The organism is Actinomadura fulvescens (assembly GCF_039533225.1).
Lineage (GTDB): Bacteria > Actinomycetota > Actinomycetes > Streptosporangiales > Streptosporangiaceae > Spirillospora > Spirillospora fulvescens.
This window is the reverse complement of record NZ_BAAATD010000001.1, coordinates 197,132-211,895: the sequence shown is the minus strand read 5'-3', so window position 1 is coordinate 211,895 and position 14,764 is coordinate 197,132. Positions and strand designations below refer to the sequence as shown.

Annotated in this window: 13 protein-coding genes and 1 pseudogene; 3 read left to right on the top strand and 11 right to left on the bottom strand. The window is 72.7% G+C overall.

All coding sequences use genetic code 11. The annotated features are described in order from the left end of the window. Positions 1-32: 32 nt before the first annotated feature. The 10 genes from ABD333_RS00945 to ABD333_RS00900 are packed head-to-tail and all read right to left on the bottom strand — an operon-like array spanning position 33 to position 9,407. Positions 33-1,427, bottom strand: coding sequence for an NAD(P)/FAD-dependent oxidoreductase (locus ABD333_RS00945; protein ID WP_344536725.1), 1,395 nt, complete (start codon positions 1,425-1,427; stop codon positions 33-35). Between the two features lie 26 nt (positions 1,428-1,453). Beyond that, on the bottom strand, positions 1,454-2,275 hold the full coding sequence (locus ABD333_RS00940) for a class I SAM-dependent methyltransferase (protein ID WP_344536723.1): 822 nt from the start codon (positions 2,273-2,275) through the stop codon (positions 1,454-1,456). Then, positions 2,265-3,152, bottom strand: a complete 888-nt coding sequence (locus ABD333_RS00935; RefSeq protein ID WP_344536721.1) for a class-II aminoacyl-tRNA synthetase family protein — start codon at positions 3,150-3,152, stop codon at positions 2,265-2,267. The genes ABD333_RS00940 and ABD333_RS00935 overlap by 11 nt, the downstream gene beginning before the upstream one ends. Next, entirely contained in the window at positions 3,133-3,414 is a 282-nt protein-coding gene (locus tag ABD333_RS00930; RefSeq protein WP_344536720.1) for an acyl carrier protein, read from the bottom strand. Before ABD333_RS00930 ends, ABD333_RS00935 begins: the two co-directional genes overlap by 20 nt. After that, positions 3,402-4,295 carry a diiron oxygenase gene (locus ABD333_RS00925; protein ID WP_344536719.1) on the bottom strand — a complete coding sequence of 298 codons (894 nt, stop codon included), beginning with the start codon at positions 4,293-4,295 and terminating at the stop codon, positions 3,402-3,404. Before ABD333_RS00925 ends, ABD333_RS00930 begins: the two co-directional genes overlap by 13 nt. Before the next feature lie 17 nt (positions 4,296-4,312). Beyond that, positions 4,313-5,392 (bottom strand): hypothetical protein, encoded by a 1,080-nt coding sequence (locus ABD333_RS00920; protein ID WP_344536718.1) that lies wholly within the window; start codon positions 5,390-5,392, stop codon positions 4,313-4,315. A 23-nt stretch (positions 5,393-5,415) separates the two neighbouring features. Further along, the gene (locus ABD333_RS00915) at positions 5,416-5,682 is read right to left on the bottom strand and encodes an acyl carrier protein (RefSeq protein WP_344536717.1); all 267 of its coding nucleotides are present in this window, start codon (positions 5,680-5,682) and stop codon (positions 5,416-5,418) included. Positions 5,683-5,737: 55 nt separating this feature from the next. Then, positions 5,738-6,760, bottom strand: a complete 1,023-nt coding sequence (locus ABD333_RS00910) for a ribonucleotide-diphosphate reductase subunit beta (RefSeq protein ID WP_344536715.1) — start codon at positions 6,758-6,760, stop codon at positions 5,738-5,740. Beyond that, a complete protein-coding gene (locus ABD333_RS00905) occupies positions 6,757-7,617 on the bottom strand; it encodes a PaaI family thioesterase (protein ID WP_344536713.1) in 861 nt (286 codons plus the stop codon). The genes ABD333_RS00910 and ABD333_RS00905 overlap by 4 nt, the downstream gene beginning before the upstream one ends. Then, entirely contained in the window at positions 7,614-9,407 is a 1,794-nt protein-coding gene (locus ABD333_RS00900) for an AMP-binding protein (protein WP_344536711.1), read from the bottom strand. Before ABD333_RS00900 ends, ABD333_RS00905 begins: the two co-directional genes overlap by 4 nt. A 360-nt stretch (positions 9,408-9,767) precedes the next feature. Here ABD333_RS00900 and ABD333_RS00895 point away from each other — a divergent pair, with 360 nt between their 5' ends. The 3 genes and pseudogenes from ABD333_RS00895 to ABD333_RS00885 form a co-directional block, all read left to right on the top strand. After that, a complete protein-coding gene (locus ABD333_RS00895; RefSeq protein ID WP_410558344.1) occupies positions 9,768-10,844 on the top strand; it encodes a zinc-binding dehydrogenase in 1,077 nt (358 codons plus the stop codon). Positions 10,845-10,860: 16 nt separating this feature from the next. Then, entirely contained in the window at positions 10,861-12,210 is a 1,350-nt protein-coding gene (locus ABD333_RS00890; protein WP_344536707.1) for an aspartate aminotransferase family protein, read from the top strand. Further along, positions 12,207-13,592, top strand: a pseudogene (locus tag ABD333_RS00885) (cation:proton antiporter domain-containing protein); the annotation flags it as partial. The gene ABD333_RS00890 and the pseudogene ABD333_RS00885, both read left to right, overlap by 4 nt. Before the next feature lie 81 nt (positions 13,593-13,673). Here ABD333_RS00885 and ABD333_RS00880 read toward each other — a convergent pair. Beyond that, positions 13,674-14,696, bottom strand: coding sequence for an AraC family transcriptional regulator (locus ABD333_RS00880; RefSeq protein ID WP_344536706.1), 1,023 nt, complete (start codon positions 14,694-14,696; stop codon positions 13,674-13,676). Positions 14,697-14,764: the final 68 nt, after the last annotated feature.

The window sequence follows — 14,764 nt, the reverse complement described above, 5'->3', positions numbered from 1 at the left end:
CCGCCCTGGACTGAGGCGCGGCAATGAGTACGTCATCCGGTTACCAGCTCCTCGGCCTTGGCTCGGCGCCGGAGGCCGAGCTGCGGCTCGAAGGTGAGGTAGACCCCGCCCACCGCGTTCTGTTCGGAGGTCGGCATGGCCGCCATCGCCTCGTTCTCGCCGGCGAAGAGCTGGCCCGACTCCTGCAGCCGTGCCGCCACGGCGTCCAGCGCGCTGTCCTTGGCGTCCTCCAGGTCCTCCACGCCCGACACCACGTACAGGAACGACTCATACAGGTTGAGCATGTGGCGTTCCCGTCGGGTGAGCTTGTCGGCCTCGAAGAACTGGGACTCGCGGCTGAAGCTGCGGTAGAAGAACGACACCAGGATGAGCAGACGTTCGTAGGCCTGTCGATAGGCCTGTGAGTAGAACGACAGCGCTTCCTCCTCCGTGAACTCCTCCCGCAGGACGCTGCCGACGCTCGCCCCGGCGAGCATTCCGCTGAACGTGGCGAGGTGTACCCCCGTGGAGAGCAGCGGGTCCAGGAAGCAGGCGGCGTCTCCGGCCATCACGTAGCCCGGGCCGGAGAACCTCTCCGAGACGTAGGAGTAGTCCTGCTCGGCCTTCATCTCCGCGACCTGCTCGGCGTCCGCCAGCATGTCCTTGATCCGCGGGCAGCGGGCGATGCCGTCGTCGTAGACCCCCTGCAGGCCGCCGAGTTCCTCGCGCTTCGCGGCGAACGCCTGGGCCTTGCTGACCAGCCCGACGCTGTACGTGCCGTCGTGCAGCGGGATGGCCCAGAACCAGCCGTCCGGGATCGAGCAGACCGCGATGGCGCCCTCGGGACCCTTGTCGAGCGGCTTGACCCCGCGCCAGTAGCTCCACGTGGCGATGTTCTTGAACACCTCGTGGTAGCGGCGGCTCTTCAGGTACTTGGTCGCCATCACGCCGGCGCGGCCCGAGCAGTCGACCAGGAAGTCGAACGAGATCGTGCCGTGCTCGTCACGGTCCTTGGTCCGTGCCCAGCGGGCGGCGATCGGGCGTTCGCCGTCGAAGAGGAGCTCGCGGACGCTCACGCCCTCGTGCACGTCCACGCCCTGCGAGCGGGCGTGGTCCAGGAGCAGCTTGTCGAACTCCGAACGGACGACCTGGTAGCTGTAGGAGTCCGAGCCCTGGAGGTGGTCGAAGTTCAGCTCCCAGTTCTCCGGCCCCCATTCGAAGTAGGCGCCGCCCTTGCGCACGAACCCGTGCTCCTCGACCTTCCCCCGTACGCCGAGGAGGTCCAGGACGGGGAGTGCGGACGGCAGGATCGACTCGCCGATGTGGTAGCGGGGAAAGGTGGCGGACTCCAGCAGCGTGACCTCGAAGCCCTGCCGCGCGATCAGTGTGGCGGCCGTCGATCCGGCCGGGCCACCGCCGATCACCAATACCCGGGTGGAACTGCGCATCTGCTCTCCTCGCTCGCTGTTCTTCGTCAACGTTCGTTCGTGGGCGACGGGCGGCGGCCCCAGACCGACATGAGGGTCTGCGTGACCATGTCGTGCTCGGGGTCGTCGAAACGTTCGTGCAGGGCGCGGGCGCTCTCGGCGGTCATCTGCCCGCCGTCGATCAGCATCGGCAGCAGCCGGTCGAACGTCTGCCGGTACATCGGCTCCAGCGGGAACGTGGCGCCGCGCAGGGTGAGCACCAGGCCCTCCGCGTCGACCTCCGCCAGCCCGATCCGGCGCATCAGCGTGGGCAGCCGCCGCCCGAACGCGGTGTCGAAGCCGACCGCGCGCAGGAAGTCGGAGACCACGCCGATCGCCTCGGCCGCCGCCTCGTTCGGCAGCGCGGGCCCGTACGAGCCCCAGTCGAAGTCCTCGACGAGGACGGCGCCGCCGGGCACGAGCGCGTCCGCCATCTTGCGCAGCACGTCCTCGCGCTGCGGAAGGTGGCCGAGCAGCAGCCGCGCGTGGGCCACGTCGTACGGCCCGGCCGGGAGCTCCTCGTTGACGGCGTCGTTGCGCACCACGTCGAGCTGCGGGTACTTGTCGGCCAGCGACTCCAGGAACCGCGGGTCGACGTCGGTGGCGACGACCCGGCCGCTCGGGCCGACCTCCTCGGCCGCCCAGCGGGCGACGCTGCCGCCGCCGGCACCGAGCAGGAGCACGCGCGCGCCCGGCACCACGCCGAGCCGGCTCAGGCGGTCGCACGTACGCGGGTCGTAGGCCGCCTCGATGGCCTCCAGACGCCGTCGTTCGCCCTCGTCGGCGTTGGACAGGACGTAACCCTGGTCCGGCCGCTTCTCATTCGACACTGTTGATCCTCTGGAGCAGGGCGGCGGGATCGTCGCCGAAGTGGTCGCCGAGCGCGCTCAGCCAGCGTTCGAGCCCGAACGCGACGCAGCCGGTGTAGGCGGGCTCGCCGTCGCCGGTGCCGATGGCGCAGCGCTCGCCGAAGAAGTTCCGGTGGAAGTTGACCGAGGCGATCGCGAGCGAGCCGCCGTAGACGAACTCCTCCTTGACCGGGAAGAGCTTCTGCGACAGGGCGCGCGCCCCGTTCGGGTCGAAGAACGGGTCGGTCGCCGCCTCCACCTCCAGCGGCAGCCCGAGCGCGGCCACGTGGTCGAGCAGCAGCTGCTTGAAGTGCCCCAGGTGGGCCAGCACGCTGTCGCGGTCGCCCACGCACACGATCTCCCGCATGGTGAAGCCGCGCAGCCGCCGGAGGCCGTCGAAGTGGTCCTCGCGGCGGAAGCAGGTCGCGACGGTGGTGACCCGCCGCGCCCCGTCGTCCAGCCGTTCGCCGGCGAGGTCGAAGTAGACGCCGTAGCAGGCGGCCGGCGGCAGTACGTGGGCCGCTGCCGCCAGCCGCCCGCCCGGCACCGAGTCCACGGGCTCCTCGCCGGGGTATCCCGACTCGATGGCCTCGCGGCTCAGTCCCCCCGCCAGCATTCCGAGGTGGGGGAAGTTGGCGAAGTAGTCGACCTTGGCCAGGTCGGCGGCCGCCATGAGCGGCGGGTACGCCATGGCGCGCGCGCCTCCGGCCTCGCCCCACGCCGCGAAGCGGGCGTCCAGCGCCGAACGCAGCGCCAGCGCGTCCGGGCCCAGCGTGGCCAGGCCGTCCTGGACCTTCAGCCCGGTGTCCCAGGCGGTGGGGGCCGCGCCGGTCCGGGCCTCAGTCGTCGGTGACGTCATGGAGGAACCTCTTGGCGATCCGGTTGACGGTGCGGAAGTCTTCGGGGCTGACCTGGTCGAGGCTGATCTCCCGGCCGGTGTGCTCCTCCAGCGCGTACAGGAAGTTCACGAAGCCGAGGGAGTCGAGCACCCGGCTCTCGATCAGGTCCAGGTCGGGATCGATCGATCCCAGGTCGGGACGCTTGGTCAGCAGGTAGTCGACGATGAACGCGATGCCGACTGGATTGTGCGCGGTGGTCGGCTCGTTGGTCAGTTCGGGCATGCCGGTGGGATCCTGTCGTCGGAGAAGATCTTCTCGTTCACCATGAAGCTCACCGAGCGCCGCAGGACCGTGCGGGTGTAGTCCTCGTGGGCGGGGTCGGCGAGGACCTCGCGGCGGACCCGGTACGGCTCGGGCAGCCCGGCGTCGCGGTAGACCGCGGGGCTGACCATCGAGTCGACCGAGGACCGCATGTACTGCTTGAGGTAGCGCTCCAGCTCGTCCAGCTCGGCCTGGCCGAGGGTCTCGCGGAGCCGCGCGTGCAGCAGCGCGACGGCCTGCCTGCCGAACGCGATGTGCCGCGACTCATCCTGGTGGTGGACCTGGTTGACCTGCTGGATCGTGGGATGCAGCCGGTCGTCCACGCCCATCTTCTGGTTGAACACGTCCACGATCTCCTCGAAGATCAGCAGCCGCGAGAACACCAGGAAGTGGTCGGCCTCCGGGATGCCGGGTCCCTGGAACGCCATGGCCCGGTTGGGATAGATGCGCCCGTAGTTGAGGCAGAACTTGGCGAAGAACCACATGTGCTCGTTCTCTTCGCCGATCACGTGGTGGAAGTACTCCGACGGGAGGGCGAACTCGTCGGTGTGGATGCGCGCCACCATCTCGGTGAGCAGCTCACGGATGCCGTGCACGTTGAGGCTGTAGAAGTTGAGGCTCTCCCAGCGGCTGACCGCGCGCAGCTTCTTCTCGGTCAGCGTCTTCCCGTACGCGGTGCCATGCAGGCTCAGCATTTCCGGAGACATCCACCAGGCGTCCTCGGGCAGCGACTCGGGCCAGTCGAACAGCGTGTAGGGGTCGTAGTAGTCCCGCTGGGACATGGTGACCAAACGGTCGAGCACGGTCTTGAACCGCTCGTCGGTGGCAAGGTCCGGTGGCATCTCCGCTCCTCTGGAGGTCAGGATGTAGGCACGGCTCCGGCGGGACCGGAGGGACCGGCGGCTCTGCGGATCACCGTCCGACGGACAGGGACGTGCTCGTCGCCGCCGCAGCTGTGGTAGGCCAGCAGGGAGCCGGCGGGCAGGCCGGTGGCGAGCAGCCGGTTCAGCCGCGAGCCCAGGCAGGCCTCGGCGAACCGCGGATGCGGGGCGCGCGCGTAGCCCGACAGCAGCACGAAGATCGGGTCGATCGGCTTGCGCACGCCGTCCTCGTCGACCACCTCGACCCAGGCGTGCGCCAGGTCGAGCATGCCGAGGATCCAGCCGCGCCGGGTGACCGACTCGAACCCCGCGGCGCGGAGCAGCCGTTCCAGGTGCAGGCTCGCCGAGATGCAGGGCGCGACGCCGTGGGCGAGCACCCGCTCGTCCTCACACTGCAGGGCCTCGGGCATCCGCGCCCAGGTGCGGCCCGCCGCCATGAAGTCCTCGACGATGTCCCGGATGACCGGCGACCGCAGCGTGCCGGGACGTCCCCGGGTCCGCAGCCGCCCGCGCACCCCGAGCCCGGTCGCGCCGCCCGCCGTGATCCACTCCGGCCCGCGCCCGGCGTCGGCCGGCGAGGTCTCCAGCATCAGGACCGCGCCGTCGAAATCCTCCGGCCGCGGCGTGGCCAGCCGCCATCGCGGATCGTCGCCGCACCCCTCCGGGCGGGGGCACGCCAGCTCGACCGAGAACCGCCATTCCAGGGGCTGGAACCACGAGTCCTCCTCCCCGTTCATCCAGCGCAGCGCGAACTCGATGCTCCGTTCGGGCACCGAGGCCCCCGAGCCCGACGCCAGCGCGAGGTTGAACAGGTCGTACCGGTCGAACAGCTCGGCGCCCGGCGGGCCGCCGCACGGCAGGCCCGCCGCGACGAGGGCGTCGAGCACGCCGTCGCCGCACCGCAACATCTCCAGCGCGCCCTCGCGGCTCACGACCTCCTCGCGGTACTCCGCGGGGATGGTGAAGAGCTGTTCGAGCGCCGCCAGCCAGCCTCCGGCACCGGCCGGAGTGCCGGCGTCCGCACCGGCCACGGGCGTACGGGACGTGTCGAGCCGCATGGCGCCCCCTCCCAAGTTCCAGGTCAGGCGCCGGCGGCCGACAGCCGTCGCACCAGTTGCTCCACGTCGCCGACCGTGACGACGTCGAAGGCCTGCTCGTCGTCGATCGGCCGCAGGTCGAACTCGGACTCCAGAACGAGCGCGAGTTCGACGATGGCCACCGAGTCGTAGCCCAGGTCGTTCATCACGTCGTGGTGGGACTCGGCGGTCCGCTCGCCCAGCGGCGACATGCGGCCGATGAGGTCCCGCACGCGCCGTCCCAGGTCTTCGGTCGTCTCCGTGGTCTCCATGTACGCCTCTCTCAGTGGTCTGTCGGTCTGCCGGTCTGTCGACGAATGGGGAAGGTCAGGCGGCGGCGCGGCGGACGGGGTGCTGGGTGTCCCAGCGCTCGTGGTACTCGTCCATCGCCTCGTCGCAGCCGGTCTGCCAGGTCCGCGCGGCCTCGGTGCGCAGCTCGGGCAGCCCGATCACGGCGAGCTGGCGCAACATCCGGTCGCGGGCCATGTCCCACTGCCCGGTGAGCTGCGCCGCGCGGCTGCGCAGCGCCACCCGCAGGACGGGGGTGACGGCGCGGGTCTCGGGCGCGACCATCACGCGGGCCGCGAGCCGGGTACCCGCGAGGTAGGTCTCGGCGACGGTGTCGCGGTGCCCGGCGGTCACGCCGTGCCGGGCCGCGATGAGGCCGTACGTGACGTGCCGGGTCTCGTCGCGGGTCACGTTCGTGAGGCCCTCGGTGAGCGCGGGGAGCTTGGCCCGCCGCGCCAGCGTGCGCATCGTGCGCAGCGCGGTCGCCGCGAGCACGCCCTCGGTGATCAGGTGGTACTGGACGAGCGCCTGGTACCACGCGGTGGCGCCGCCCTCGCCGGGCTCGCGCACCCGGGCGGTCGAGCGCCGCAGGGTGGGCTCGAAGAGGTTGCCGTACGAGGCGGCCGCCTCCAGCGCCTTGCCGTCGGCGGGATCGTCCAGGTCGACCCCGGCGGCGCCGCCCAGGTAGTCCTGGAAGAACCGCACGTGCCGGCCCTCGTCGGCGAGCTGCGTGGCCAGGTAGATACGGTCGTCCTCGCTGGGCGCGTGGTCGACCAGCGAGCTCAGCGTCTGCACGACGCAGACCTCGCCGACCTCCAGCTCCGCGAGCGCGGCGAGCAGCTCCTGCCGGATGAACGGCCGCATCTCGCGCCAGATGGGGGCGTCGCGTTCGACCTTCACGTCGGCCACGGCCCACTGCTGCTTCTCCCAGCGGCCGTAGAGCTCCCGCGTGGTGGGCAACGCGGGCAGCGACACGTCCTCGGCGTCGGCCGCGTCGGTGATGCTGGCGGTCTCGGTGGTCGTGCTGCCGGCGTTCGTGCCGTCGACGGTCGTGGTGCTCATGCGAACCTCCTGTAGTCCAGGGCGACGGCCAGCTCGGTCAGCGCCTCCGGCCGTCCCTCGACCCGCGTGCCGGGCCGGGTGAGCAGGTCGGCGAGCGGCGCCTTGCCGCGGATCAGCCGCTGCCACTGCTGGAAGGTGCCGTGGAACCTGGCGTCCCAGCCGCCGGGCCGGTCCTCGGCCAGCGGGGCGGTCCGCAGCTCCCGCTCGTCGGCCTCGACGAGCCAGTCGGCGGGCCGCGCGTCCGCGAAGCGCACGGCCACCCGCAGCGGGGCGGTGAGGCGCCCCGGCTGGAAGATCTCCTGCAGCCCGCCGTTCATCTGCCAGCGCATGAACGCCGACGGGTCGCCCTTGCTCCAGTCGATGGTGTCGGGGCCGCGTTTGCGCCCCTCCATGGCCTTGACCCAGAGCTCGCGCGGCACCTGAAGGAAGACCCCGCGCGCCTCGAAGCACGGCTGCGCCGCCTCGCCCGAGGTCGCCTCCAGCCGGACGACGACCGACCTGCGCCGTACCTCGTCCACCCAGGCACGGACGCTCAGCGGGATCTCCACGAGCGCGGGCGCCTGGTAGTCGGCCTGCATCCGCCGGGTCATGACCGGGCCGCCCACCTGTTCGGCGGCGACCATCGACATGACCTCGTCGGCGAGGGCCGACAGGTAGCCGCCGTGGGTGATGCCCGGGCCGCCCTCGGCGGTCGGGGGCGGGGTGTGCTGGAAACGCATCTCCTCGCCCTGCCAGGCGGGCCGGATCGCCAGCCCGCGCTCGTTGCCGCCGCCGCAGCCGAAGCAGCCGGGGTGGTGCGCGGTGATGCGGTCGGCAGGGTCGATCTCCGTGGACGGGGTCTCGGTCGTCACGGTCATGAGGCGGTCTCCTCCTGCGGTTCGGACACGGTGAGCTGCCACGGCAGGTCGGCGCGGCCTTCGGCGTCCGCCGCGACGTACACGGGTTCGGCCCCCGACCTGCCGGTCCGCAGCGCGTTCCACAGGAACCTCCGCCGCGTCTTGCCGCTGGAGGTGCGCGGGATGGTCCCGCGGCGTCCCTTGAAGACCGCGATCGCCACCGAGTCGGAGGTGGCGGCGCGCAGCCGCGCGACCGTGTCCTCCAGCCAGCCCTCGCCGGAGCTCTCGACGACCGCCGCCGCGACGTCCACGGCATGGTGGGAGCCGAAGACCACGGCGCACCGGCCGGCGCTGATCCCGTCGACCCGGGCCAGCTCCGCCTCCAGGTCCTCGGCGTGGACGCGGCGGCCGCGCACCTTGAGGCTGTCGCCGATCCGGCCCACCACGTAGAGATGGCCGTCCAGCCGGAAGCCCGAGTCGCCGGTGCTCCAGCCGTCCTGGTCGAAGTCGATGGTGCCGTCGACGGTGGCGTAGCCCGGGGCCACCGAGGACCCGCCGATCTGGATCTCCCCGAAGGAGCCCTCCGGAACGGGCACGCCCTCCTCGTCGACGATCCGGACCCGTACGCCCCGCATCTCGGGTCCGCAGGCCGTGAGCCAGCCCGCGCCCTTGACCCGGTCGACGCCGAGGGTCGCGGTCTCGGCCACCCGGACCGGCTCGCCCGGCGTCAGGGCCCGTTCGCCCAGCCGTACGACCGGCGAGCTCACGTCCGGCTCGACGCCGGTCACGCCGAGCGTGCCCTCGGCCAGGCCGTACGCGGGCATCAGCGCCTCGCTGCGGAACCCGCGAGGCCGCAGCAGCGCGGTGAACTCGGCCAGCTCGCCGGCGTCGACGCGTTCGGCCCCGCAGATCGCCACCCGCCAGCCGGAGAAGTCCATCTCCGCGATGTCCTGCTCGCGGACGCGGCGGTGGGTGTAGGCGTAGCCGAACGTCGGCGCGGTCGTCATCGTGGCGCCGAGCGACCCGAAGCACTCCAGCCAGCGCAGCGGGGAGCGGATGAACTGGTCCGGCGTCATCAGCCACAGGTCGGCCTGCGACACGAGCGGGGTGAGCAGCCCGCCGATGAGGCCCATGTCGTGGTAGAGCGGCAGCCAGCTGGCGAACGAGTCGCCCGGCCCCCACCGCGACCAGGCGCGCAACGCGGTGATGTTCTCGTCGAGGTTGTCCCAGGTGACGCGCACGCCCTTGGGCCTGCCGCTCGACCCCGAGGTGAACTGCAGGAGCGCGAGGTCCGGCCGCGAGCCGCCCAGACGCGCGGGGCCGGAGGCGCCCAGGCTCGCGGGGCCGGATGCGCTCGCGGGGGCGGGCGCGTCGTCCGGCTCGGGGAGATCCGCCGGCTCGGGCAGGCGTACGAGGGCGTCTTCGAACCCCGCGGCCTGTGCCGCCTCCGCCGCGACGTCGTACAGCTCACCGTCGGCGAGGACGAGCGAGGGCCGGGCCACCCGCAGGACGCCCGCGACGTGCTCGGCGTACTGCGCCCGGCCGCCGAACGTGAGCGGCGTGGCGATCGGCGACGGGGTGAGACCGGCCAGCAGGCAGCCCGCGAACCCCGCCGCGAAGTCGAGCGGGTTCGACAACATGAGCGACACGGGCGTCCCCGCCGGGACGCGCCGGTCCCGCAGGAACGCCGCCAGGCGCCGCACGTCCGTGGCGAGCCCCGCATAGGAGTGGAACCGCCAGCCGCCGCCTGGCAGGGCCAGCCTGATCCCGTGTGATTCGTCCGGTGCTTCCAGCCAGTCGAGTAGCCCCACTGTGGATTCCCGTCCTGAGTGAATATCTGTACTCCGATCGGCCACAAGTCCGCCGACCACGAGTCAGAACGTTGTCACGGCATTTCTTCGAGCGTCAATGCCCACCACTTGATACCGCCACGATGCGACCATTTCTGTGCCGCCGCACAAAAACCGGCCCCTGATTGTGCGGCCACACAACCAGGCCACCAAAATCATCGTTCACCTGGGCATACAGTCACTCTTGCCAGCCGCGACCGCATTCTGGAACGCGCCAATTGTGCGAAGTCAATCAGGTTGAGAAACAACCTTGAGCAATCCCGGATTTTCGCCCTACATTGAATCGACTCCGGCCGCTACAACGAATTCCGAGGAGACGGCATGGTAATGGCGGTGGTCGTTCGCGAGTCCGGCGGACCGTGGAAGACCGAGGACATCGTGCTCGCCGGGCCCGGACCGGGACAGGTGCGGGTGCGGGTCGCCGGCGCGGGTCTCTGCCACTCCGATCTCTCGTTCGCGGACGGGACCCTGCCGGGCGTGTTCCCCGCGGTGCTCGGCCACGAGGGCGCGGGCACGGTCGTCGCGGCCGGCCGCGGGGTCGGGTCGCCGCGCGTCGGCGACAGGGTCGTGCTCACCTGGAGCCCGCCCTGCGGCGAGTGCTGGCACTGCGCGCACGGCGAGGCGCACCTGTGTTCCCAGGTCGGCGAACCCCCGGCACCGTTCGCCGAGCTCAGCGACGGCACGCCGCTCTACCCGGGCCTCGGCGTCGGGGCCTTCGCCGAGGAGACCGTCGTGCCCGCCGCGGCGGCCGTACCGGTGCCGGACGGCCTGCCGCTCGACGTCGCGGGCCTGCTCGGCTGCGCGGTCGCCACCGGGGTGGGCGCGGTGCTCAACACGGCGCGCGTCGCGGCGGGCGAGTCGGTCGCCGTCATCGGGCTCGGCGGCGTCGGCCTGTCGGCCGTCCAGGGGGCGCGGATCGCGGGCGCCGAGGTCGTCTTCGCCGTCGACCCGTCCGAGGAGAAGCGCGAGCTCGCGGCGCGTCTCGGCGCCACCCACACCTGCGCGCCCACGCTGGCGATGGGCGGCAGGCTGCGCAAGGTCACCGGCGGGCGCGGCGCCGACCACGTCATCGAATGCGTCGGGCGCGCGACGACGATCCGGAGCGCGTGGGGCCTGGCCCGGCGCGGCGGCCGCGTGGTCGTGGCCGGCGCGGGCGCCCGCGACGACTTCGTGCGGTTCAGCGCGCAGGAACTCTTCCTGCAAGCGCGCAGCCTGCAGGGCTGTGTCTACGGCTCGGTCGACCCTGCGGCCGACATTCCCGCCTACGCGGCTCTCGCGGCCACCGGCGAGCTCGATCCCGCCGCCATGGTCACCGCGCGTTCCCCGCTCGCCGACGCCGGCGCGGCGGCCGAGGCGCTGGCGCGCGGCGAAGGCGCCCGGACCCTGCTCATTCCCTGACCGGAGGCGACTCCCCATGCGAGCGACAAAACACAAGACCAAGAACGCGACCAAGAACGCGACCGAAACCACGACCGAGCCCACGGCCACGGCCGAACCCGCGGCCGAGCCCACCGGCACGCGTTCCCGCGAGGCGATCGTCGCGGACTACGAGCGGCACATCGGCCGGGCGGCGGCCCGGCTCGCCGGGCAGACCGGCCAGCCCGTCGAGGTGCGTTCCGAAGGCGCCCTGGTCTGGGACGAGGAGGACCGCTCGTATCTCGACGTCGGCGGCTACGGCGTCTTCATCCTCGGCCACCGGCATCCCGCCGTCCTGGACGCGGTCCGGCGGCAGCTCGACCGGCATCCGCTGGCCACGCGCAGCCTCCTGTCCGACGAGCTGGCCGTGGCGGCGCGGCGCCTGGCCGCCGCGGCTCCCGAGGGGCTGGAACGGGTCTACTTCGCCTGCACCGGAGCCGAGGCGGTGGAGGCCGCGCTCAAGCTCGCCCGCGCCGGGGGCCGACGCCGCGTCATCACGATGGCGAACGGCTTCCACGGCAAGACGCTGGGCGCGCTGAGCGTCACCGACCGGCTCGCGTTCCAGGCACCGTTCCGGCCGCTGCTCCCCGACATCACGACCGTGCCGTTCGGCGACGCCGAGGCGCTGCGCGAGGCGCTGGCCGCCGACGGCGGCAAGGCCTGCGTGATCCTCGAACCCGTGCAGGGCGAGGGCGGCGTCCGCATCCCGCCGCCCGGCTACCTGCGCGAGGTCGCCGCCGCCTGCGGCGGGGCCGGCGCGATGCTGATCCTGGACGAGATCCAGACGGGGCTCGGCCGGCTCGGCGGCTGGTGGGGCTGCGACGCCGAGGGCGTACGGCCGGACCTGCTGCTGACGGGCAAGGGGCTCGGCGGCGGGTGCGTCCCGGTGAGCGCCGTCGTCGCCACCGAGGCCGCGTTCGCGCCCCTCGACCGCAACCCGCGGCTGCACAGCTCGACGTTCTCCGGCTACCCGCTCGGCATGGCGGCGGTCACCGCGACACTGGAGACCATCGAACGCGAGGACATCCCGGCGCGTGCGCAGCTGCTCGGCAAGCGGCTGTACGAGCACGTCGTCGAGGCCTCGCACGCCGCCGGGCCCGAGCTGGTGCGCGAGGTGCGCGGGCGCGGGCTGCTGATCGGGGTGGAGCTGTCCCATCCGCGCGTCGCCGGACGGTTCATGCGCGAGCTGCTGGCCCGCCGGGTGATCGCGGCGCACTCGCTCGGCACCGACACCGTGGTGCGCTTCACCCCGCCCGCCATGCTCAGCGACGCCGAGGTCGACTGGTTCGCCGAGGCGGTCGGCGAGGCCATGGCCCAGCTAGCCGACTCCGACGAGACCCCCGCATGACCGAGAGCACAACAGACCCCACGGCAGAAAGCGCGACGGAGAGCGAGGCGGATCACCCGTCGCACATCAGGCCGCCGGGGCGGCGGCGCCTGGTGTCGGTGAGCGTCGCGTTCGCCGGGATTCCGGTCGCCGTCGCGGCGGCCGTGCTGACCACGCTCGGCGCGGACGGCCGCGAGGGCGGCGGCGGCCACCAGGGACTCGGGGTGGTGGCGCAATTCCTGCTCGCCGCCGCGCTGGTCCTGCTGGCAGCGTGGGCCGGCGGCAGGCTGGCCGTCCGGCTCGGCCAGCCCCCGGTCATGGGTGAGATCGTCGCCGGGATCGCGCTCGGGCCTTCACTGCTCGGCGTGCTCTCCCCCGAGACGATGCGGTGGTTGTTCCCCGACCAGGTACGGCCGATGTTGTCGGCGCTCGCACAGCTCGGCCTGGTGCTCTTCATGTTCGAGGTCGGCAGGGAACTGGCCGCCGTACGGCTGCGCGGCGCGGCCCACTCGTTCGTGCTGGTCGCGGTGGCGTCGATGTCCGTGCCGTTCGCCACCGGCATGGCCGCCGCTCCCCTGCTCGCGGGCTCGGGCGCCGGTCCGGCCGGCACGCCCGCCGCGTTCGCCCTCTTCCTCGGCGTCGCGCTGAGCGTCACCGCGTTCCCCGTGCTGGCGCGCATCCTCACCGACCTCGGGCTGACCCGCACGCTGCCGGGGCGGATGAGCCTCTTCGCGGCGGCCGGCGGCGACGGCGTCGCGTGGCTGATGCTGGCCGTCGCGCTCGCCACGGCGGGCGGCCGGAGCCCGGCGGCGCTGGCGCTGACCGCGCTCGGGGCGGTGGCCTACGGCGCGCTCCTGCTCGGCGCCGGACGGCGCGTGCTGCTCGCGCTGCCCGCGCTGCGCGGCCCCGGCCCGGGTTCCGGCCCCGCCGCGACGATCCTGCTCGTCGCCGGAACGGCCGTGTCCGCGGCGATCACCGAGGCGCTCGGGCTGCACGCGCTCATCGGGGCCTTCCTCTTCGGGCTCGTCTGGCCGCCCGGCCGGCCGGCCGCGGACGCCGCCGACCGGACGAACGCGGTGACCCGGCCCGTGCTGCTGCCGTTCTACTTCCTGCTGTTCGGCCTCACGTTCGACCTGGGCGCGGCCGGGTTCGGCTGGGCGACGGCGGGGCTGACCGGGCTGCTGCTGGTGATGGCGATCTCGACCAAGTTCCTCGGGGCGGCGCTCTGCGCCCGCCTGACCGGGGTGCCCGGCCGTGACTCGGTCGCGCTCGGAATCCTCGTCAACACCCGCGGCCTCACCGAGATCGTGGTGCTGATGACCGGCCGCGAGGCGGGCATCGTCAACGACCGGCTGTTCACCGTCCTGGTCATCGTCACGCTGATCACCACCCTCATGACCGCTCCCCTGCTGCGGGCCGCCGGCCTGCGCCCGTCCGCACCGGCGCCCGGCACCGACGACGAGCCCGGCACGGGCCGTGGCGGCTCAGCGGCCGGCGAACTCGCTGGGGGACGAGCCGGTCCAGCGCTTGAACGCGTGGGTGAACGCCGCGGGGCCGGCGAACCCGACCTGGCGGGCCACCTGGAGCGACGGGACGCCCTGGAGCAGCAGTTCCTCGGCGAGCGCGCGCCGGGCCTCCGTGACGATGGCGCTGAATGAGCTGCCCTCCTCGGCCAGCCGCCGGCGCAGCGTCCGCTCGCTCATGCCCAGCTCGCCCGCCGCGCTGCCCATGCTCGGCAGCACGGGGAGCCGCCGCAGCACGTGCTCGCGGAGCACGTCCGGAAGCGTGAGCTGCGCCCGGCGCTGCCGCAGCAGCTGCCGGCACTGGTCCTCGATCATGTCCAGCATCGGCCGGTTGGCGAGCGGCATCGGCTCGCCGAGCACGGCCGGGTCGACCCGCACCAGGTGCCCGGCGTGGCCGAACGTCACCTTCACGCCGAACGTGTCCTCGTACAGGCGTGCGTGCGGGGGCCGCGGTCCGGCCATCTCCACGCCGAGCAGCCAGCCGTCCCCCGAGATCAGGTCGCCCAGCAGCCGGATGGTCGCGCTCAGCGTGCGTTCGGCGAAGAACCCGCGCACGTCCGCGGGCAGGCGCGCGCCGCTGATCCGCAGTCCGAGCGCGTCGGCGGCCTCCTCCATCGTGATGCCGCAGCACGAGTACGTCAGATCCAGATACCGGTTGGCGAACGCGAGCGCGTCGCGGACCGATGGCGAGCAGAGCATCCCCCAGCCGAGCGCGCCGTAGACGCTCAGCCGGTAGCGGCCCGCCATGACCAGGCCCAATGCGGGTATGTGGGCGAGCTCGCGGATGACGTTGCGGGCGAGCGCGAGCTCCTGCTCCAGCCGGATCGTCGCCTTGGCGTCCGCGAGAACGGCGGGCTCGATGCCGGTGCCCGCCAGGCAGCGGTCCTGGGGCACGCCGTGCTCCCCCGCGACCTGCACCATGACGTGCGCGCTGACCGTTCCGAGCACGGGCAGCCGGGAAGGAAGAGCCGGCTTCGCGTTCACACCACCGGCTCCGTCTGGGCGCGCTAGGCGCATCACGCCCCCTTGCCCCCGTCAGCGGAATGCCGCCA